This window comes from Chitinophagaceae bacterium (assembly GCA_016713085.1).
Lineage (GTDB): Bacteria > Bacteroidota > Bacteroidia > Chitinophagales > Chitinophagaceae > Lacibacter.
In genome coordinates this window covers 1,385,001-1,406,763 of record JADJPV010000001.1, presented here as the reverse complement: position 1 = coordinate 1,406,763, position 21,763 = coordinate 1,385,001, and the positions used below count along the sequence as shown (strand labels likewise).

At 38.6% G+C, this 21,763-nt stretch carries 16 protein-coding genes and 4 pseudogenes (1 of these 20 running past the window's edge); 10 read left to right on the top strand and 10 right to left on the bottom strand.

Annotated elements, in window-relative coordinates; translation table 11 throughout:
- Positions 1–66: 66 nt before the first annotated feature.
- The 5 genes and pseudogenes from typA to IPK31_06730 form a co-directional block, all read right to left on the bottom strand.
- On the bottom strand, positions 67–1,881 hold the full coding sequence (gene typA, locus IPK31_06750; GenBank protein MBK8087650.1) for a translational GTPase TypA: 1,815 nt from the start codon (positions 1,879–1,881) through the stop codon (positions 67–69).
- 205 nt (positions 1,882–2,086) lie between these two features.
- Entirely contained in the window at positions 2,087–2,974 is an 888-nt protein-coding gene (locus IPK31_06745; protein ID MBK8087649.1) for a cupin-like domain-containing protein, read from the bottom strand.
- A gap of 127 nt (positions 2,975–3,101) precedes the next feature.
- Positions 3,102–4,481, bottom strand: a pseudogene (locus IPK31_06740) (UDP-N-acetylmuramate--alanine ligase).
- Positions 4,482–4,502: 21 nt separating this feature from the next.
- Positions 4,503–5,267 (bottom strand): polysaccharide deacetylase family protein, encoded by a 765-nt coding sequence (locus IPK31_06735; protein ID MBK8087648.1) that lies wholly within the window; start codon positions 5,265–5,267, stop codon positions 4,503–4,505.
- Positions 5,252–7,128 (bottom strand): annotated as a pseudogene (locus tag IPK31_06730) (glycoside hydrolase family 9 protein). Before IPK31_06730 ends, IPK31_06735 begins: the two are co-directional and overlap by 16 nt.
- A 67-nt stretch (positions 7,129–7,195) precedes the next feature.
- Here IPK31_06730 and IPK31_06725 point away from each other — a divergent pair.
- The 3 genes from IPK31_06725 to IPK31_06715 all read left to right on the top strand — a co-directional run bounded on the left by IPK31_06725 (position 7,196) and on the right by IPK31_06715 (position 9,615).
- Positions 7,196–8,203: a fumarylacetoacetate hydrolase family protein gene (locus IPK31_06725; protein MBK8087647.1), complete on the top strand. Its 1,008-nt coding sequence runs from the start codon at positions 7,196–7,198 to the stop codon at positions 8,201–8,203.
- Positions 8,204–8,285: 82 nt separating this feature from the next.
- Positions 8,286–8,645, top strand: coding sequence for a four helix bundle protein (locus IPK31_06720; GenBank protein ID MBK8087646.1), 360 nt, complete (start codon positions 8,286–8,288; stop codon positions 8,643–8,645).
- Positions 8,646–8,760: 115 nt separating this feature from the next.
- On the top strand, positions 8,761–9,615 hold the full coding sequence (locus IPK31_06715; protein ID MBK8087645.1) for a flavin reductase family protein: 855 nt from the start codon (positions 8,761–8,763) through the stop codon (positions 9,613–9,615).
- Here the strand turns inward: IPK31_06715 and IPK31_06710 are convergent, their stop codons facing one another.
- From IPK31_06710 to IPK31_06695, 4 genes are all read right to left on the bottom strand, one after another.
- Positions 9,616–10,362: a response regulator transcription factor gene (locus IPK31_06710; GenBank protein ID MBK8087644.1), complete on the bottom strand. Its 747-nt coding sequence runs from the start codon at positions 10,360–10,362 to the stop codon at positions 9,616–9,618. It abuts the gene before it with no gap.
- Between the two features lies 1 nt (position 10,363).
- Complete coding sequence (locus IPK31_06705; protein ID MBK8087643.1) at positions 10,364–11,299, bottom strand: histidine kinase; 936 nt, start codon at positions 11,297–11,299, stop codon at positions 10,364–10,366.
- 185 nt (positions 11,300–11,484) lie between these two features.
- Positions 11,485–12,609, bottom strand: coding sequence for a histidine kinase (locus IPK31_06700; GenBank protein MBK8087642.1), 1,125 nt, complete (start codon positions 12,607–12,609; stop codon positions 11,485–11,487).
- Positions 12,609–14,756: a histidine kinase gene (locus IPK31_06695; protein ID MBK8087641.1), complete on the bottom strand. Its 2,148-nt coding sequence runs from the start codon at positions 14,754–14,756 to the stop codon at positions 12,609–12,611. Before IPK31_06695 ends, IPK31_06700 begins: the two co-directional genes overlap by 1 nt.
- A gap of 393 nt (positions 14,757–15,149) precedes the next feature.
- On the opposite strand from IPK31_06695, the gene IPK31_06690 reads away from it, so the two are divergent.
- The 5 genes and pseudogenes from IPK31_06690 (at position 15,150) to IPK31_06670 (ending at position 18,669) form a co-directional block, all read left to right on the top strand.
- Positions 15,150–15,635 (top strand): hypothetical protein, encoded by a 486-nt coding sequence (locus IPK31_06690; GenBank protein MBK8087640.1) that lies wholly within the window; start codon positions 15,150–15,152, stop codon positions 15,633–15,635.
- Between the two features lie 85 nt (positions 15,636–15,720).
- Positions 15,721–16,596: a hypothetical protein gene (locus IPK31_06685; GenBank protein MBK8087639.1), complete on the top strand. Its 876-nt coding sequence runs from the start codon at positions 15,721–15,723 to the stop codon at positions 16,594–16,596.
- Positions 16,597–16,620: 24 nt separating this feature from the next.
- A complete protein-coding gene (locus tag IPK31_06680; GenBank protein ID MBK8087638.1) occupies positions 16,621–17,115 on the top strand; it encodes a hypothetical protein in 495 nt (164 codons plus the stop codon).
- A gap of 153 nt (positions 17,116–17,268) precedes the next feature.
- Entirely contained in the window at positions 17,269–17,784 is a 516-nt protein-coding gene (locus tag IPK31_06675; protein ID MBK8087637.1) for a hypothetical protein, read from the top strand.
- Between the two features lie 73 nt (positions 17,785–17,857).
- A pseudogene (locus tag IPK31_06670) lies at positions 17,858–18,669 on the top strand (sterol desaturase family protein).
- Positions 18,670–18,779: 110 nt separating this feature from the next.
- Here IPK31_06670 and IPK31_06665 read toward each other — a convergent pair.
- Positions 18,780–19,496, bottom strand: coding sequence for a DUF4197 domain-containing protein (locus IPK31_06665; protein ID MBK8087636.1), 717 nt, complete (start codon positions 19,494–19,496; stop codon positions 18,780–18,782).
- A gap of 170 nt (positions 19,497–19,666) precedes the next feature.
- Between IPK31_06665 and lysS the strand changes: the two are divergent.
- Together lysS and IPK31_06655 are read left to right on the top strand one after the other, a co-directional pair.
- A pseudogene (gene lysS, locus IPK31_06660) lies at positions 19,667–21,186 on the top strand (lysine--tRNA ligase).
- 134 nt (positions 21,187–21,320) lie between these two features.
- Positions 21,321–21,763, top strand: partial view of a DPP IV N-terminal domain-containing protein gene (locus IPK31_06655; protein MBK8087635.1) — the start only. The gene runs 1,690 nt beyond the window's last position; the window shows 443 of its 2,133 coding nt (coding positions 1–443); the start codon lies at positions 21,321–21,323; its stop codon lies off the right edge, out of view.

Below are 21,763 nucleotides of genomic sequence, written 5' to 3'. Positions count from 1 at the left end.
AGATGTTATGTAAATAAAAAAAAGCCCCGACTAAAACATCGGGGCTTTACTATTTCTTTTTAATGCTTACGACATTTGCGCACTCATTGATTTCGATTGTTTCTTTCTTTCATCTTCATCCAATATCACTTTACGCATACGGATATTGTTAGGCGTAACTTCAATACACTCATCAAACTTAATGTACTCCATACACTCTTCAAGCGTCATCAAAGTTTTTGGAGCCATACGTGTTGCATCATCTGTTCCGCTTGCACGATGGTTGGTTAATTTCTTTGGTTCTGTTGCGTTTACAATCAGATCACCCGGTTTAATATTTTCTGCAATGATCTGTCCTGCATAAACTTCTTCAGCAGGATCAACAAAGAAAGTACCACGGTCCTGTAATTTATCAATAGAGTAACCGGTTGTTTTCGCAGTGTTTTTTGAAATCAACACTCCATTATTTCTTCCGGGTATATTTCCTTTCCATGGTTTGTATTCATTGAAACGGTGTGCCATTACTGCTTCACCTGTTGTGGCAGTAAGCATCTGTGTACGCAAACCAATCAAACCTCTTGAAGGAATTTCAAATTCCAAATGCTGCATTTCGCCTTTAGTTTCCATGATCAGCATTTCACCTTTACGGCGTGTAACAAGATCAATTACTTTACTTGCAAATTCCTGCGGTACATCTACCACCAGTATTTCATAAGGCTCACATTTCTTACCATCTACTTCTTTGGTAATTACCTGCGGCTGACCAACAGTTAATTCATATCCTTCCCTGCGCATGGTTTCAATTAAGATACCAAGGTGAAGGATACCACGGCCATACACCATCAAGCTATCACCATCTTCACTATCAGTTACACGGAGTGCAAGATTCTTTTCAGTTTCTTTCATTAACCTGTCACGCAAATGGCGACTGGTTACAAATTTTCCGTCTTTACCAAAGAACGGAGAGTTGTTTACGCTGAACAGCATGTTCATTGTTGGTTCATCCACACTGATCACCGGTAGTGCTTCGGGTGTTTCTGCATCAGCGATCGTATCACCGATATTAAAATCTTCGATACCGACCACGGCGCAAAGATCACCGGCTATTACTTCGGTTACTTTTTTCTTACCCATTCCTTCAAACACATACAGCTCTTTCACTTTCAGTTTCCTGATTGTTCCATCGGCCTGCATCAATGCCACCTGCTGATTTTCTTTAATTACACCACGGCTTACTTTGCCAATTGCAATACGACCGAGGAAGGAAGAATAATCAAGTGATGTTAACTGCATCTGTAACGGACCTTCAGCTACTTTCGGAGCAGGTACATATTTGATGATGCCATCAAGTAAAGGGAAGATATTATCAATTTCAGTTAATGAATCATTGAACCAGCCATTCTTACCGCTACCGTAAAATGTAGGAAAGTCGAGCTGCTCTTCTGTTGCATCAAGGTTAAAGAAGAGTTCGAATACTGCATCATGTACTTCATCAGGACGGCAGTTGGGTTTATCAACTTTGTTGATCACCACAATTGGTTTCAGGTTTAAATGCAACGCTTTCTGCAACACAAAACGTGTTTGAGGCATTGGTCCTTCAAACGCATCAACCAGCAGGATCACCCCATCGGCCATTTTCAACACACGTTCCACCTCACCACCAAAATCGGCGTGACCGGGAGTATCGATTACGTTAATTTTTACACCATTATATACTACGGCTGCGTTTTTTGAAAAGATGGTAATGCCACGTTCTCTTTCGAGATCGTTGCTGTCCATAATCAGTTCGCCGGTATCCTGATTATCACGAAACACCTTGGTAGCGTGTAAGATTTTATCTACCAGGGTTGTTTTCCCATGATCTACGTGAGCAATAATTGCTATGTTGCGAATATTCATAATCAATACGTTAGGCAAATGACAATGGCCATACTGCCGATTTTAAGTCGGCGAAGGTACGTCATTTAACTGGGGTGGCAAGAGAAAAGGGAGGTTAATATTCGGTTATGGTTTTGGCCGCTAAGGCACCAAGACACAAAGGGAAAAAGAAAATTTTGTGTTCCTCTGTGTTTTTCTTTGCGGCTTTCAGTCTTTGTGGCAACAATATTTATTGCAATACAGTTCCCTGGAATTTCTGCACCGCTCTTTCACCACGTTTAATGGCTAACTGCTTTTTATAGTTGAACCATTTCTGTCCACGGATCTTAAACATGATATCATCAAACTTACGCTGGAGTGTAACATTCCATAAACCGCTTAGGATGGTTCCAACAGTTGCACCCAATGTACGTACTGATAAACCAAACCCACCTTCGGTATATTCAATATGATGCCAGTAACCACTTGGCATGAACAGTGTATCGCCGGTTTCTAAAATAGTACTGCATCCTTTTGCATACTGTAATGCAGGATAAGTTTCAAAATCCGGTTTATCAATATCAACCAAGCCATGTACGTTGAAAGGAAGACGGTATAATAAATCGCTTTGATCAGGAGGGAATAATACTACACGGCGCTTGCCTGCAAACTGAGTTAAGAACACATTGCTCATGTCAATATCCATGTGCATGCGTGTTACAGAATGTTTCGGGCCAAAGAACATGAATGGCAACTTGATATAACGCCCGGTAATTTTCGGGTAACCGAAATCCTTGGTGAGTTCAGGTTTATGTTTGAAAACAGGAAATAAGAACAAACGCAGATCGGTTGGTTCTTTTTCTATAAGATCAAGATATTCGTTGAATTTCATTTTTGCATGTGGCACACTCAGCGTTTCGCTTGGATTGGCCTGCTTGGTGCTGAAAAGATTTACTTCAAGCTCGCCCATCGTTTTCTTAAAGAAATCCATGGTCCACTTTTCATAAGCGGGGTATTGTTTCCACAAGCCACGGAGCACAACAGGTTTCTGAGGTCTCAGGTACTTTTCTGTGAACTCTTTTTTTGTAATGGTTGTTCCGTCAACTACAGGAATTGGCGTATCAATATTCATCTTCATATCTCACTTTTTAAACGAAATAACACGGAACCCGCTTATTTCAGGAAACACAAATTTATATGAATTCAGCAAACAGCGCTTAAAACAGAAAATGATTCAGGTCATGAAAAGTTCTTCTGCAAAGGAATTACAGTTCACTCCAAACTTGTTTGGCAAACTGTTCCAGGCCCGGATCACGGGCACCCATCAGCAATAAAACACAATCTTCAGTAAGATGCGGACGGATCGTTGCAACAAGATCGTTCCTGTTTTCAACAAAGAAAGCCTGCTTACCTAATGCTGCAATTTCCTGTATGAGGTCGTTGGCTTAAATGTCTTTGGTAGCAGTACAACCGACATAAAATATTTCGCTCATCCATATTTCATCCTGCGGACGAAGGGCTTTAGCGATTTCATGTACAAAATCGTTTTTCAAAAAACGGGTTGGGCCGTAACCATGCGGCTGAAACCAGGCAATTACTTTGGAGGCAACGGGCTGACAGGCTTCAATACTGCTGGCACATTTTACGGGGTTATGTGCAAAATCATCAATGAGCCAAACTCCATTTTTTTGTCCGATGACCTGGTGACGGCGGTAAATACCTTCATACTGTTTGATTGCTTCTGCTGAAGTCTCCAGTGAAACTCCAAGCAAATTGGCAACAGCTGCAGCTGCCAGTACATTTTCCATGTCATGCTTTCCAACACTGTTCAATTGAAAAGGAACACCATTGATGAGAAAAGAAATGCTGAAACCTTTTTGCTGAAAACCGGTAGCATGAAAAGCCGCATCGTCATTTTTATCAATGGAAAAATTATGCAGGTGATTATGTGATAACTGCCCGGCAATTATTTGCGATTGATTCACTACAAAAAATTCTTTCGTGTTGAGTTTGAATTTGTGAAAGATGTCGATCAGGGCATCTACTTCTTTATGATCTTTTTCAATATTGAGCAGCAGACCAATTTCAGGAGTATAGTTCACAATTGATCCATCGCTTTCATCTGCTTCAATTACAAGCCATTCACCCTTACCAACTTTTGCATTGCCAATCTTTCCTTCTTTAATAATGCTGGTTAATCCTGCGCCACTGATAATACTGGGCTCCATCCCCGCATGTTGAAGTATATCAAACAGCATAGCACTGGTTGTAGACTTGCCGCTTGTGCCGCCAACTGCAATTGTTTTTTTACTTCTTGCAATGATGGCTAACAATTCTGCACGTTTGATGATAGGGATATTCAGCTGTTTGGCTTTGATCACTTCTTCAACGGTATCCTCAACAGCAGTTGATACAACAACCAAATCCGTTTCTTTGGTAATGCCTTCACCGTTTTGCAAAAAGCAGAGAATGCCTTCTGCTTCTAATTTTTCTTTTGTTTCATTCGGCTCGTTGGGATGAAAGTAACGGTCGCTGCCACTCACATCTTTACCCACTCCTTTCAAATACTGTGCAATGGCACTCATACCCGTTCCGGCAACACCAATAAAAAATACTTTCTGAAAATCGTTAATGGCTTTGATCATAGAGAACAAAAGTAAGAGCAATCATCGTTTGTTCAGCAATTCATCCACTCTTTTGAACTGGTAACCCTTTTGTTTTAACTCTTTCAGCAGTTTTGGCAATTGGAGATAGAACTTATCTGTGCGTTTGGGATCAGTGCCGATATGTATCAACAGAATAAATCCATTTAATCCTGAAGAATGCGATTGTTCATAGCGGATGATGGATTGGTAAATGCTGTCACTGCTTTGATAGTTTTTCAGTTCTGGCCAGGTGTAATCTGCATTTGATTTTGTGCCAGGTGAATAATTGATGAGTTGCAGACCCAGTTCTTTAGTCCATGCTGCAATGGAATCGTTATACCATTCATAAGGTGGCAGAAAGAACGATGCGTTTGATTTACTGATACCGAATTGTTTCATCTCCGTATAATTTTGTAACAAATCTTTTTTGAATTGCTCTTTCGTAACAAGCAGACTGTCACGTTTGTTCCAGTCGGCATATAACAAATGCTTATCAGAATGTGCTCCGAGATAATGTCCTTCTTTTTTCAACTGCTGAATAATGGGCTTGAAAGAAGCCTTTCTGTAAAAATCACCGGTGAAGAAGAATGAAGCTTTAATGTTTTGTTGTTTCAATGACTTAGTAATGAACTCACCGCCATCAGCAAATTCATGACCTGTAAATACTAGGGCAATGGCCCCTCTCCGTCTCTCCCCAAAGGGGAGAGTGCTTGTATCACCCCGAATGATGGCACCCCGATTATAAACGAAGCCTCCTGTTTTGGAGGCAGCTACTTTTTTGGCAATCCCTGCGCCTCCATCGCTGCCAGTAAATAAATCAATGAAGCTGTTCCGTCCATTGTTGGTTCATTAGTACTGTAATCACCATAATCATCATGATATACTGCCAGCTCACTTTGAAATGCAGCATACTCATCAGGTTGATATAATTTCAAACCTATTAACCCGTTGAAGATGCTGGTGTAAACCGGGCCATCAATCAAACCACCATCTATTGGATAATTTTTTAAATGAGTGAATGCGCTGTGCGGATCAACCGGTGAATCGCCCCATGATGGTAAACCATACACCATGCCAGTTCCCCATGGATTGCAGCCAAAGAGCCAGTCAATATTTGCCTGCTCCAGTTCTTCAAATGATTTATCATTGGTTAACTGCCTGTACCAGTAACATTGAGTGGCAAACGAAACGGTTAAATTATTGCTGCACCAGATAAAAGGAATGCCACGGTAAAAAGCATTCTGACTGGCTTTGTTCCAAACCCGGTTGATGCCTTCTTTATAATAAGATGTAAGTGTATCTGTATTGTACCAGAAATTATCAATGTACTCTTTGTAATGCCCTGCTACAGGTCCGTTCTTTTTTGTTTTTAATTGTTTAATGAGTTCGTAGTGACCAATATTAACGAAGGGGTACCATTGGTAATGTTTAGCTGTATCTGCACCAAGCCAGGGGGTGATCTTTTCTTTTTTTGCATAGCCGATACCGAGCCCAAGGTAGTATCCATTATCAGCAGATTTAGGAGTGTTGATCACCATGTCATGAATAGCTGAAGAAGCGAGTTCCATATCATCTACCCAATTATCTTCAGCATAGATATAAGGTGCTTTTACAGAAACTGTTTGTGTAACTCCAAGTTTTTTCTTTGCATAGTTGTAGGCATCAAAGGCTTTTTCGTAATATCCTTTTCTCATGTCTGCTTTTCTGAAAATGCTGTCCTTACTATATAAATAATGTGCCAAAGCAAACACACTTGCAAACTTTTCTGCAGTTGAACTGGTTCCTTTTGTATCATTCAAAAACTTTCCTCTCTGCTGCGGGTTGCCATCAATAAAATAAACAGGGCGTTCAAATCCTTTTCCATACTGTGAATCCATTTTCGGAATCCGCATACTGATATGATCCCTGTCATCGCCCAGCTGGTTAAACATCTGGTCTTTTTCAGGAAACATTTTCAACAGCCATTCAATTCCCCATTTAGCCTCATCAACTATATCGGGTAAATTATTTGTTCCGGTTAAACCGTTTGCTAAATGCTGATCGGTAAACACTCCCGGAAAATCACGGTAAGCCATCAGTAAATGATAAGTTGCGTTGGCTGATGTGGTTGAATACTGCAGGTAATCGCTTGCATCGTGCCAGCCACCGCTTACATCAATATGTGTACTGTCGGGTAAGCCTGCTTCTTTTCCATACAAGGAATATCCATCCTGTGTGTGACAGCTGTCTTTTAAATAAGGATTAAAACCGCTGCGCTGCTGTCGCATATAACGTAAACAAAAATCGGCAGCTCCTTTATAAACATCTTCTGAAATAGTAAACACCGGTGATTTTGTACTGCCTGTTTTTAAATAATACTTTCCTGTTTTTTAAACGCAGAAAAATTTAAACGCTGTGTTTGTCGAAAAGGCCCGTATGTACCAAAGTTTTTTCCTGCTATACCTTTAAACACAACTTTATTTGTTACCGCATCTGCCAATTCCCAATTCCTAATTCCTGTTTCGCCTTTACTGCACCAAACAGCCACTTTTATACTGCCGGGTTTATAACCAAGCTGGTTAATACGGATCCATGCAGCAGGTTCTTCTTTTTTGGCAAACGAAAAAGCAAGAACAATAACGAACAGAAAGAATAAAAACTTCTTCATGGGATTAAGTTAGTGAATTTCCGGTGCACCTGTTTTCTCTACCTTTGGCAGATTCAAATTTAACTGTATGAAATTAGTTTCTTATCTAAAGGAAGAGCACGAACAGCTGGGAGTTGTTGTTGATGGAACCGTGTTTGATATTGATACACTTCATCCCGATCTTCCAACAAGTATGAATATGTTTTTAAGTTACTGGGATGATTACCTGCCAGTTGCTCTCGCAGGGTTAAATTCACTGGAAGAGGGAAGAATGATGCCAAGAGGTACGCAACAAATTGAAGACGTACAATTGCTGGCTCCTGTTCCCTTGCCGCCAAGCTGTCGTGACGGATATGCATTTCGTCAGCATGTGGAAGCAGCAAGAAGAAGCCGTAAGGTTGAAATGATTCCGCAGTTTGATCAATACCCGATCTTTTACTTCATGAATCATCACGGCATTCAGGGGCCCGGTGAAGTAAGATGTATGCCCGATCATTTAGAGAAACTCGATTTTGAACTGGAAGTGGCGATAGTTATCTGCAAACCCGGACGCAATATCCGTGCAGAAGAAGCCGATCAGTACATTGGAGGTTTGATGATCATGAACGATCTCAGTGCAAGACGTTTACAGGGAGAAGAAATGCTGCTGAATCTTGGTCCGGCAAAAGGGAAAGATTTTTCAACAGCAATCGGCCCATGGTTAGTAACATTAGATGAACTGGAACAATATGTTGTACCTGCAAAAGAAAATCATGTTGGGCTAAACTGGAACCTGAACATGAAATGTTTTGTAAACGGTGTGCAAGTGAGCAATGGAAATGTGGCTGATATGGACTGGACTTTTGCAGAGCTGATTGAACGTGCAAGCTATGGCGCTACTTTGTACCCGGGTGATGTGATTGGCAGCGGTACAGTTGGAACCGGATGTTTTTTAGAATTGAATGGTACAGGCAGACTTAACGATCCCAACTATAAAGAACAATGGTTGCAGGAAGGCGATGTAGTGGAGTTGGAAATTGATGGACTGGGGAAGCTGAGTAATACAATTGTAAGGGATGAAGATGACTTTTCGATTTTGGCAAGGAAGAAGTTATGAGTTAAAAGTTATGGGTTAAGGGTTGCATAATTCCATCAGCCTGATTTTCTTTGTAAATTCTGTTAACCTAAAATTCTGAACAATGAATGCTAAAATTAAATGCTTCGAAGATTTAGTCATTTGGCAAAAAGCACAGGAACTCGCAGAGAAAATTTATAAACTTGCCGAGTCAAACAAGTTTATTCAAAAAGACTTTAGTTTGAAAGATCAACTGCGAAGTGCAGCGCTTTCAATTTCAGACAATATTGCAGAAGGGTTTGAATATAATAACAACCCGGACTTTTACCGATTTCTTAGAATTGCAAAAGGATCATGTGGGGAAATTAGAAATAAAGTAAGATTTATTCAGCGAATAAACATTATTGAAGAAAAAGAAGGAACTGCTTTGTGTGATGAATCAAGAATGTTGAGCAGCCAGATTGGCGAGTTGATGAAAAAGTAAGAATAAGGGTGGCCGAGGAAAAAGCACGATCTAAAAAACAGCAGGGTGTAAATAACCCGTAACTCATAACATTTAACGCATAACTGTGATAATTAATTTACAAGAACTTTCTCCAATGCAAAAACAACAATGGCTGCAACATGCCATTGCTCCAAGACCTGTTGCTTTTGCATCAACCATTGACAAAGAAGGGAACGTGAACTTAAGTCCGTTTAGTTTTTTTAACCTGTTTTCTTCCAATCCGCACATCGTTGTGTTTTCACCTGCACGTCGTGTAAGAGACAATACAACAAAAGACACCCTCGATAATGTGTTGCAATGGCCAGAAGTTGTCATCAACATTGTTGATTATGATATGGTGCAGCAGGTAAGTTTAAGCAGCTGCGAATTTCCAAAAGGAACAAATGAATTTATCAAAGCAGGATTTACAGAAGAAGCGGCAACATTGGTAAAGCCTCCCATGGTAAAAGAAAGTAAGGTGAAGATGGAGTGTAAGGTACTTGAAGTAAAACCGTTGGGAACGGAAGGCGGTGCAGGTAATCTTGTGATCTGTGAAGTTTTGCGGATGCATGTTGATGAAAGCATACTTAACGAAGAAAAAACAATGATCGATCAGCGTAAGCTGCATCATATTGCAAGGCTGGGTGGCGACTGGTATTGTAAAGTGGATGAAACGAATTTGTTTGCCGTTGCAAAACCGAATATAAAATTGGGCATCGGTATTGATGCTTTGCCTGAAACGATCCGAAGCAGTAAAGTTTTAACCGGAAATAACCTCGGTCAGTTAGCCAATGTGCATGATTATCCTGTGGTAGATGCAACATTCTACGATGAGCGTTTAAAAAATATCATCCAGTATTTTTCGATTAACCCCGATGAAATGGATGTAGAATTACACCGCTATGCAAAAGAGTTGCTGGATGCAGGTAAAGTAAGTGAGGCGTGGCAGATTTTGCTGGCGGACAGTTAATTACTTTAAACCCAATCGCTCCATAACTGCTTCTTTTTTTGATTTTGATACAGTCAGTTGTTCACCTGTCAGCAGTTTTACATAGCCGCCATCGGTGCGGATGAAATGTGTAACAAACTGCAGATTAACAACAGTTGAGTGATGAATGCGCTGAAAAAGATCTTTGGGAAGCAGCTCTTCAATATCACCCAGTGTTTTTGAAACAAGGATATGTTTTTTATTATCAAGAAATACTTTGGTATAAGCTCCCTCAGCCTGGCAGAAAATGATATGGCTCACTTCAACAAATTCATAGCCATCTTTATTTGGTAAAGCGATCCTTTGTTCAGCGGAGGGTTGTTTGATGTTCCGGAGCAGATTTTCAATATTGGCATTTCCCTTTTGCTGATCTATTCTCTTTGCAGCTTTATTGACAGCTTCTCTCAGATCACTTGCATCAATTGGTTTCAGTAGATAATCAACAGCACTGATGCGGAAAGCTTTGGCTGCAAACTGATCATGTGCCGTAGTAAATATAATATTGAAACGGATTTCATCGAGCATCTCCAGCATTTCAAAACCATTCATCCAGGGCATTTCAATATCAAGAAAAACGAGATCGGGCTTTTCTTTTTTAATAGAGAAAATGCCTTCTTTTGCTGAATGACAAACAGCAATAACCTGCACTTCCGGACAATTACCTGAAAGATCGTTCTTCAGCATAGAAGCATTTTGCGGTTCGTCGTCAACTATAATAGATCGGATCATGTTAATTAAGATTGAAGATCAGAATTACTTTTGTTCCCATAGGCTCACCTTGCTCGTATTTATCATATATTTTAATTCCAGTATAAGTATCATTCAAAGTTTTTTCAAGATCTAATCTTGCTTCTGAGAGATGAACACCTTTTGATTCGTGGTTAAGCGAATCAGAGGCTTTGTTGAGTTGCGATGATCTGCGGCCAATACCGTCATCATCTACTTCACAAAGAACCTGATCTTCCTGCTGTTTTATAGTGATGTTTATTGTTCCACCATTTTCTTTTGGTGCTATCCCATGCCAGATAGCATTTTCAATAAATGGCTGAACAATGAGTGCCGGAACCATCACAGATTTCAGGTCAAGGTCTGAATCTATTCGAAAGTTAATTTTTATTTTATTGCCAAAGTGAATACTTTCTAGCTGGGTGTATAATTTGCAGTTTTCTATTTCATCGTAAAGACTAATCTTCTGTTTATCTGAGTTCTGAAATAAGGCCCTGATCAGTTTGGAAAAAGTGGTAAGGTAAGTTGTAGTGTTTTGTTTTTCGCCGGTTCGTATCAAAACTTTTAGAGTGTTGAGACAGTTGTAGATAAAATGCGGGTTCATTTGTGCACGCAACTTTTTTGCCTGTAGTTCTGCTATCTGAATTTTTAATGCCGCCCTATTTTCCTCTTCAGCTCTTACTTTTTTGATGTATTTATATAGAAAGTAAATTAAATTCCAAACAAAAAGGGAAGGAGCAAGAATTATATTTATTTGAAAAATAACCTGTATGGGCGGAAATCTAAGTTGAAGCGGCTTGCTAGTAATAAAAAAAGGAATAAGAACTATTAAAGTATAGGAGAAAAGAATATTAAAAAGAGGTGTAATCAAAAAAAACAAAAATATTTGCATCCCAATTGGCTTATAGAAGATCTTCAAAAAGCCAATTACTTTTTTCATAGCATGCATTATGGCAATGCCGAATGTTATAATCAAAAGTGTCACCTTGAAGAAATTAGAAATCAAGTCTGGCTCTGATGGTCTTATATTTAAGAAGACAAGACTAAAAAAGAGGCCAAAGAAAATTATGACAAAAGAAGTCCACCCTATTAGCTGACATTTCCAATATGACGAAAAAGTAAACATTAATGCGGCTGGTTAAACGTTAAAATTACACATGTGCCTGCAGCCTTACCATTTTCAAACTTATCAAGTGTTTTAATAGTAGATTTGTCGTTGCTTAACATTTTCTCTATATTCAATCTTGCGGTAGAGAGATGGACTCCTCTCGATTCGTGGGTAGCCATGCCTTCTGGTCTTCTTAATTTTGATTGATGACGACCAATGCCGTCATCATCAACTTCACAGATGATTACTTCATCTTTTTGTTTAACAGTTACGGATACCGATCCGATACTTTTTTTTGGAACAATTCCGTGCCAAATGGCATTTTCAATAAAAGGTTGAATAATCAATGCTGGGACCATCACAGATTTCAGATCAAGATTAGGCTCAATTATTAATGCGCTGTGTAATTTATTGCCAAAACGCATACTCTCCAGTTGCATGTAAATTTTACAGGTTTCCAGTTCTTCAAATAAACTAATTTGTCTTTTATCCGAATTCTGAAACAATGTTCTTATTAAATTTGAGAACGCAATGAGGTATTCTTCCGCTTTTTGCTTTTCCTCAGTCTGTATTAATGATTTGATGGAATTAAGACAATTAAATATAAAGTGCGGATTCATTTGAGCACGCAGCGCACGAGCTTCCATTTCAATCATTTCAATCTTTAGATTTGCTTTCTTGTGCTCTTCAGTACGAATTTTTTTTATGTATTGAAAAATATAATAGGCAAGAGTCCAGATTGTAAAAGCTGTTGCAAAAGACAGGAGCTCAATAAGAGTAAGTGGGTTTGTAAACCATTTGAGATTAAAATTAGGAAACCTGCCCATCCTAATAAGGCTAGTCGAAATGTGTAATAAAAGAAAAAGGATCCAGGGGCATAAGGTGTTTGTCATAATAATGAAAAGAACTTGCTTCCATATTGGTTTTTCAAGAAGTTGCAGGTGATTAATAAGAACTTTGATTAAGTGAGAAAGGAATATTCCTAATAACGGCAGCACTGAAAAGAGAGGAAGAGTAGAGTAAAGTAAATGTGGGGGTTTTAAAATTGCAGGAGTATTTGAAAAAAGGAGGAAAAACACAATGCAAGTAAAACTAAACCATCCTACTATCTGAAACCTCCAGTATTTATTTTTTTTAGGCATCAGTTAATGAAATTGAAAGTCAGTATTACCCTTGTTCCTATTGCAAGATTCTGTTCATACTTATCAAATGTTTCAATACTTGCATTTGTTTCATTCAAAGTCTTTTCTAGGTTTAATCTTGCCTGAGAAAGATGAACTCCTTTTGATATATGTGTAACTGTATCTGCCGGTTTGTTTAGTGCAGATAATTTACGACCAATGCCATCATCATCTATTTCGCAAATAATATGATCGTCATTCTGTTTCAGGATTACTGAAATTGTTCCACCCTCCTCTTTGGGAGCGATTCCATGCCAGATGGCATTTTCAATAAAAGGCTGGAGAATCAATGCTGGTACTTTTACTGATTTCAAATCCAGGTTCTGGTCAATTTGAAAGCTGCATTTTAATTTTCCGGAAAAGCGCATGATTTCTAATTGTGTATATAACTTACATGTTTCAATTTCATCATACAAACTGATCTGCCGTTTATCTGAATTCTGAAATAATGTTCTGATCAGTTTAGAGAAAGTTGTGAGATATTCAGCTGCCTTTTGCTTTTCATCCGTTTGAATCAAGGCTTTAATTGAGTTAAGACAATTAAATATAAAATGGGGATTCATTTGAGCACGAAGTGCACGGGCTTCCATTTCAATCAGTTGTTTTTCATACTTTAATTTTTCTCTTTCCTGCTTTCTTACTGCATTTTCTCTTAACCGTACAATCAAAAAAATTAAGGATACAGTGCAGACCAGTACTAACAACAAGAACCACAAATTTTGCCATAAAGGTTTTGTAATAACAATGGTAAGTAATGCTTCAGCTTTTTTCCATTCTCCGTTTCCCTTTTTTACTTTAGCATGAAAGAGGTACTTTCCCGGTGGAATATTCTGCAAATCAACAATGTTAAATTTTTCGTCTAAAAAGGAGTACGGAACATTATTCCATTCGTCAGAATACCCATCCAGTTTCCATGCAAATGTCAGTGTATCGTCTGAGGAGAAACTTCTCCCTGAAAAGAATATAGTCAGATTGTTTTCATTGTATTTGAGATCTATTTTCTTAGTAACCTCATAATTAACATAGGTGTTTTTTAATTGTGAATAAGGTATATTATTCACCTGAACTTCTGTAATTACAACGAGGGGGATAGAACTGTCTGGTTTTACTTCTGCAAATAATGGATCTTTTAACAGGCCTTGTGCTCTATAGAAACCGCCTCCTTTTATTATATATAGATTTCCGTATGAATCAAGTTTAACATCAGTAGTTCTGTTCTTGGTTTCTAAAAAAGATTTGTCGGAGATAAATGTGTAAATACCTGTTTCTGTATTGAATACAGCGGGCAATGAATCGACTGGTGCTACAAAAAATTCATTGGCAGACTTCCGGCAAAATGTTTGAATAGGGTTTTTAGTCAGGGGATTAATAGGAGGGATCGTTTTATATGGATAGTAACGAACAGAATTGTTTAGAGTGTTATAGCTCCCCATTCCTTTGTCTAATGTGCTGAACCAGATAGTGCCACTGGTCTTTTCAGCAGACACATGCGTTATAGTAATGCCGTTACTTTTGACCGGCTCTATAATATACACAAAGGCTCCTGTTTGTGTTTCAAATTTGAGCAGCCCGTTGTTAGTACCAATCCAAACAATATTGTCTTTATCAGGATCATGCATAAATGAAAAGGGCAAAACATTTTTTCCAAGAAAGAATTTTTTTATGAGTTTTGCCCCCTTGGTGACAATAATATTACTGTCTTTATCTAATCCTGTTGTAAAATTTATTCCAGGCTTGCTTTTGTCAGTATTGTCTTTTACAACATTCGCAGCATCCTCAATTACATACAGGGTATCAGTATTTGTTCCTATAAATAAATTTCCGTTTAGATCAAACCATATTTTTTTGATATCAATTCCACTGTTTTTTGGAAACATAAACGGAGATGGCGCAATGTTTCCCTTGGAAAAATTGTAGTTGATTAAGCCAAAATTATTACTATCACTTACTATATAAATAATTTTGCCTGGGCCCTCTGCTATTAACTTTATTCCTGAGAAGTTGTAAAAGAGATCCTTAAAAATAGTTGACTGCTTTCGAAACTTAACACGGTTTCCTTTGCCGTCTTTTAGACCATTATTTACCGGCGGATCAATCTGAATCTGCATTTTGTCTATTTCAGCAAGGCTGGGTAAAGTACTGGTGACTAAAACAGTACCCTTAGTTGTTATAAGCGTCTCTCTGAACTCCAGAGGTTTGGCTCCACTAATGTAGTTTTTTGGAATTATTTTAAATTTCTGCGCAAAAGCATGACTTGAAATGAAGATCTGAAAACAAATAAACAAGAGTATACGCACTATTTTTTGTTTTAAGATACAAATTCAAAAGCTCGTATCAAACAGTATTTGGTAATATGCCCTTTTCACTTGGTTAATGAGGCGTGGCAGTTCATATGCTGCTGCATATTGGTTTCTGAATAACTGCCAAACGAAAACATCTTATTATCAATTGCATATTGTTTTTTGGTGCTGGAGATTATAGCTTGTTGCAAAAATTGGTATATGAAAAAGTTACAACTGCTTCTTTTGGGTGCTGTTTTTTTTAATATTGGCTTTGCAAGTATCCCTTCGTGTAAAAAGAAATCAAGTCATAAGATTGTACTCAAAACAGTAGAAGGAAATTCTTTCAGGGGACTCTTGCTTTCTGTCAATGACTCTTTACTTGTTGCTTACCCCCGGCAAATGGAAGGAATGGCGAAAGGGAAAAAATACAGATCCGTTCACTTTTACTATACACGTATTGAAGAAGTAATTCTGAAAGAAAAAGGCAGAATTGCCAAAGGGATGGTTATTGGTGGAGTTGCAGGGTTGCTTCCGGTTGTTGCCAGTAAAACAAATGGAACAAGTGAGCCTGCTGGAAATATTTTACTGGTTACCGTACCAGCCGGAATTATAGCAGGAGCAGTTTTAGCAGGCAAATCCGGTAAACGATATTGGATAAATGGGAATATAGAACAGTTTAGAAACTTTATCAGGCGGCTTTGGTAACTGATAAATGGCAACAAATGAAATTCACCGTTTCACTGTTTTTATTCTACTTAAATAGGGTGCCTAACAATTAAATAAACTGCTTATGAAAAGGTTCATTCTTATAATAGCAATCATTTATTTTGAAGTAAGTTTTCTTTATGCTGAAGACGTTACATTCAATCAAAAAATCAGGATTAATTTCTTTATATCCGTTAGAACGAAAAAGCTCGACCCTGCTATAGCAAGTGCTCAACTGCAAGCCAGGGTAACCGGCATGCTTAACAAAGGAGAAATGTATTGCATGTTTGTAGAGTCGGCGCAGGAAATGGCCGATCGTATGACAGCAGTTCTTAAAAAAAGAAATGCAATGATTGGGAACATCTGGTTTGATAGTCATGGTCATTTTAGTAAAAGGCGTGCTTTGTTTGATGTTGGAAAAGATGAATTTAACGCAGAGTCAATAATGGATTCTGTTTTAACTGCTCCCTTTAGAATCATTTCAGCCTACTCTGACACAAATACAATTGTTGGTATTGGATCCTGTTATGGTGGAGCTACATATACTTTCCCATCCGTTGAAGGTTTCCCGGAACAGCAAATGAAAGGTGATGTCTTGATGATGCGTTTAAGTTGCCTGTTGAATAATGCAACTGTTTACGGAAGCGAAAGCTTTGTGATGACAGGCCCGGGCATTTTTACTGCCAGTTATAATCTGGCAGGTTATCCAAGACGAAAAAAGTTTAAAGACCCGATTTACAAACCTGTGTGGGATAATCTTGGCGAGTGGAATTGTTATAATGGTAAAACAAAAACGTTTTACAGTGTAACAACTGTTACACTTAATCATGATGGAAATATTTATTGCAAACCTGCAGATTATCTCGGCTTTAAAAAAAACAAACAAAAACTGCAGCAAAAACTATTAAAGTTCAGAAGAGGTAATTTTAACATCGCTTCCTTTTACCAGGAAGAATTTTAACAAACAATAAATAAGTAAAATTATATGGCAAAGACTATTATTCTAGCAGCATTAATTTTTGTAAGTATTTCAGGCTACACACAACTTGTGCAGCAAGACAGTACAATAGCAAAAGCGACTCCTGTAGATTATTTAAAAATGAGCAAAAAACAGAAAACTGGCGGTTTTATTTTGCTTACAACATCTGTTGTAAGCGGAATAGCTGGACTTGGTATTTTGGCAAAAGAGGGCGGTAATTTGTTTAACGATGGCCGCAATACCGGTGCATGTATTTTAGGTGGTTGTTCCAACACACCTGAAGAATCTTATAATGATGGCAAGGCAAGAGGTGGTTTGGTATTACTGGGTATAGGAGCTGCCAGCTTGGTTTCAAGCATTGTGCTTTTTACAAAAAGCAGTAAAAGCAAGCGGAAAGCGATGAACGTATCTTACCATTTTAAAAAAGCACCCATAATGCAACCTGGTGGTGGAGTTGCAATAAAGCCCATGCCGGTCGTTACATTTACACTTTCTTTGTAAAATTTTATTGTTTGCTTAATTTAAGAAAGAGATAGTTTTAAAATTCTGTCTCCTTTTAAGGGAACATGGATAAGTTATTTTCTGATGCATAGCTTTGGGTTTGAAAAAAGGTAACAGATAACGATCCTGCTTCATCAACAAAAGCCAACAGTATTGAAAAAGCTGGTATTTCTTTTAACAGTATTTCTGATGAGTATGTTGATTGTTTTAAACAGTATAGCTGCAACAGGTATTAATCATGCAATATCAGATACAACACCATCCATTAAAATGATCAGAGTCTCGAATCGGAAATTAATCGAAGGCGATTTGATGTATGCTACTGCTGACTCTCTCTATATATTACCCGGAACAAAAAGGGATGCAAAAAATGGGTTGTTTTATCAGCAAATGGTGATTCCTTATACAGATGTGTACCTGATCAGAATCAGGGCATCTGGCTGGGTTGGACCAATACTACTTGGATCAGCCGGAATCATACTGTTAATACTCGGGATCAGCGGAAAAATTTCATTACTCGATAGTCTGGAAAACCTTGTGTTTATTTTGCTATCGCCGGTAGTCTTCGCAACCGGAGTTTTTCAGTTGCTGAGACGTAAGCAGTATTTCATTAATGGAGACAGGGAGCGGTATGAAAAATTCAGAAGCAAACTCAAGAAAAGAAAATAACCGCACTTGCCTGCAAGCGTTAAACTTTTCGTACTTATTGCCATCCTATTGACTGGAATAATAACTTTATGAAATGCTTCATCCCGATGGTTCATGGATCAGTTTTTTCCTGGTGATTGCTCTCCGGTATTTTGTAATTGCCGGGCTGGTATTTCTTGTGTGGTATGTGCTGTTGCGGAAACGAATCTCCTTCCGTAAAATTCAACTGCGCTTTCCAACAGGAAAAGATTATCAGCGAGAAATTCTGTACTCCTTTTCCACTATGTTCATCTTTGCTTTTATACCCTGGTTCTTTTTAGGACATGAATCTATCCGGAAACATACTACCTGGTACAGGGATATAGATCAGCATGGACGTTTTTATTTCTGGATGGCTTTCCCTTTAATGCTGCTGATTCACGACACTTATTTTTACTGGATACACAGGTTGATGCATCATCCGAAACTGTTCAGGATTATTCATCTGGTTCATCATAAAAGCACCAACCCATCTCCCTGGGCAGCTTTTGCGTTTCATCCATTAGAAGCATTGGCAGAGATCGGTATTCTGGTTGTTTTTATTTACACAATACCCATTACCAAATTTCATCTCTTCTTTTTCTTTTGTTTTTGATGCTGTACAATGCATATGGTCATTTAGGCTGGGAATTGTTTCCAAAGAATTTTCAACGTACATGGATCGGCAGGTGGATCAATACATCCGTTAACCACAACCAGCATCATCAATATTTTAAAGGAAATTATGGATTGTACTTTTTATTTTGGGACCGATTGCTGGGAACTGTGAGAAGTGATTACGAGGAGCAGTATGATGAAGTGAAGAACAGGACTAAGAGTTTAGCTAAGAGTTCAAAGAAGGGAAAAGAGATGAAAGAGGTGGCGTAAAGAGTTCAATCATTTTTTTTATACATATAAACAGGATGTTTGAAATAAAAAGGAGAAGAAGCGTCAAACTCATCTCTCCTTTTCCCTTTTCACTCTTTTAATCTCTTAGCCTACTTCCAAACTGCACCAAATACTTTCTTCAGTATTTCAGTACCACGCTTGATCGGGTTTTCCCTGATCTCTAACTCTTCTTTAGCGATCTGATCAAACAAAGCATCAACTGTTTTACCTACTACATAAGAAGTAAGATCAGGATTGATCTTATTCCTTGTTGTTGGGAATTTATTATAACTGTTAATCAGGTCACCATAATATTTTGTTGCTTCTACTTTGTCTAAGGAACTTTTCACAACAGGAGAAAATGCTTCGATCAAAGCAGCGGTTGTTTTTTCTTTGAAATAATTGGTTGCACCATCTTTTGGCCCACGGATGATATTGATGGCATCTTTAATACTCATCTGTTTAATGGCATTTACAAAAATGGGCGTTGCATAACCTACTGCATCTTCAGCACCACGGTTGATTTGCAGAATAGCTTTATCAACTGTTTTTCCTAATCCAATACGGCGCATGGTAGCTTCTACTTTCTGTGCATCGGGCGGAAGTAATACTTTGTACAACTGGTTGCCAAAAAATCCATCGGATTTATTCAGATTAAGCACGGCACGGCTTAAACCCTGGGCCAAAGCTTCTTTAATTCCCTGCCCGGCCTCAGCTTCTGTAGGAGTTACGGAGCCTGTATTTGCAGTTGAGGGTAGTTGACTTAATACTTCACAAGAAGTGAAAAACAGGGGAACGGTTAATAAAATGAGGAAACGTTTCAACATAATTGGGGTTTTTTAATGATTAAACGGATTTTCAGCCTGAAAGGTTGCATACATCATGCCGAAGATACTGCCTTTGTTCATCTGCTTCAGTTACGGTAATTTTGCGACCTGTTAAATTGAAGCAAAAAGATCAGATGATGGTCCAGCTTCAGCCAATCACCGATTTTAATATGAGTACAAATTTGTCCGAACAGGAAATTATCCGCAGAGAAAAGTTAGCCGAGCTGAACAAATTAGGCATCGACGCCTATCCTGCTCCGCTTTATCCCGTTTCACATTATTCAACAGCCATTAAGGCAGGATATAACGAAGAAACCAAAGAACACTACCAGGAAGTATGTGTTGCCGGCCGAATTATGATGATTCGTGATATGGGGAAAGCCTGCTTTGCCGTATTGCAGGACAGCCATGGCCGTTTGCAGATTTATGTGAAGAGAGATGAGATCTGTCCCGGTGAGGATAAAACATTGTACGATGTTGTATTTAAGAAGTTTTGGACATTGGCGATATCATTGGTGTGAAAGGATATGTATTTATCACCAAAACAGGTGAAACAAGTTTGCATGTAAAAGAACTTACTGTACTTACTAAATCATTAAAGCCATTACCGGTGGTGAAGGAAGCAGAAGGACAAACCTTTGATGCAGTGACTGATCCTGAATTCAAGTACCGTCAGCGTTATGCTGATCTGATCATTAACCCGCAGGTAAAAGAAACCTTTGTGAAACGTACGGTAATGATCAATACCATCCGTGAATATTTGAATGAACACGGAGCACTGGAAGTGGATACCCCTGTGCTGCAAAATATTCCCGGTGGAGCAACGGCCCGTCCGTTTTCTACGCATCACAATGCACTGGATGTGCCGATGTATTTGCGTATCGCAAACGAATTATATTTAAAACGTTTAATCGTTGGTGGTTTTGATTGGGTATATGAATTCAGTCGCAACTTCCGTAATGAAGGAATGGACAGAACACATAATCCTGAATTTACCATTTTGGAATGGTACACCGCTTACAAAGATTATTACTGGATGATGAATGTAACAGAGAACCTGCTCGAACGCATTGCCATTGCATTACATGGTGATACAGATGTACAGGTAGGCGATAAAGTCATCAGCTTTAAAGCACCGTTCAAACGTCTTTCTATTTTTGATGCTATCAAAGAAAATACAGGAGTTGATGTAAGTGCAATGGATGAAGAACAGCTGAGAGAAGTGTGCAAACAGCAGAAAATTTCTGTTGACGGAACCATGGGCAAAGGAAAACTGATTGATGAACTGTTCGGTGAAACAAGTGAAGCAAAATGTATTCAGCCTACATTCATTATTGATTACCCGGTTGAAATGAGTCCGCTCACCAAGAAGCACCGCAGTAAACCTGGATTGGTAGAACGTTTTGAACTCATGATCAATGGGAAGGAAGTAGCGAATGCATACAGTGAATTGAATGATCCTATTGATCAGCGTGACCGTTTTGAAGACCAGGTGAAGCTGAAGGAAAGAGGTGATGATGAAGCCATGTTCATTGATTATGATTTCTTACGTGCTCTGGAGTATGGTATGCCGCCAACATCGGGTATTGGTATCGGTATTGATCGTTTGTGTATGCTGATGACGAATCAACCAAGTATACAGGATGTGCTGCTGTTCCCGATGATGAGACCGGAGAAAACAGATGACTGATCATAATAAAGAGAAACTACTCAGAATAATACGGGCCGCAGTTCATTGAACTGCGGCTTTTTTGTTCCGTTCATACAAATCATTGCCCTGTATTTGGTAAAAAAATTATCTTCATCCCCATTAAAATCAGAAACATGAGAAAAGCAGGATTACTTGTTTTATTTGTTATTGCTTCCATTACTCTTTCTGCCCAGCAGAAAGAACTTACAATGGAACAGATGCTCAAAGGAGCTCCGCAGAAAATTACCAAACCCTTACCGCAGTTTGTGAAATGGGTGGATGATAACAGTTTTGTACTGAAGCGTGATGGCAAGAGCATGCTGGTAGATTGCAAAACAGGAAAGGAAACAGAATACACAGCACCGGTTGCAACCATCATGGTTGTAAAAACAGAAGTGATTGTTAAGGACAATGATCTGTACCTGAAAGAAGGAAATGGAGAAACAAGACTCACCAATAATAAAGATGTTGAGAAGAACCCTGTTCTCTCTCCCGATAACAGTTATGTTGCATTTACACGTAACAATAACCTCTTCACCATCCGTCTCAGTGATAAAAAAGAATTTCAGTTAACAAC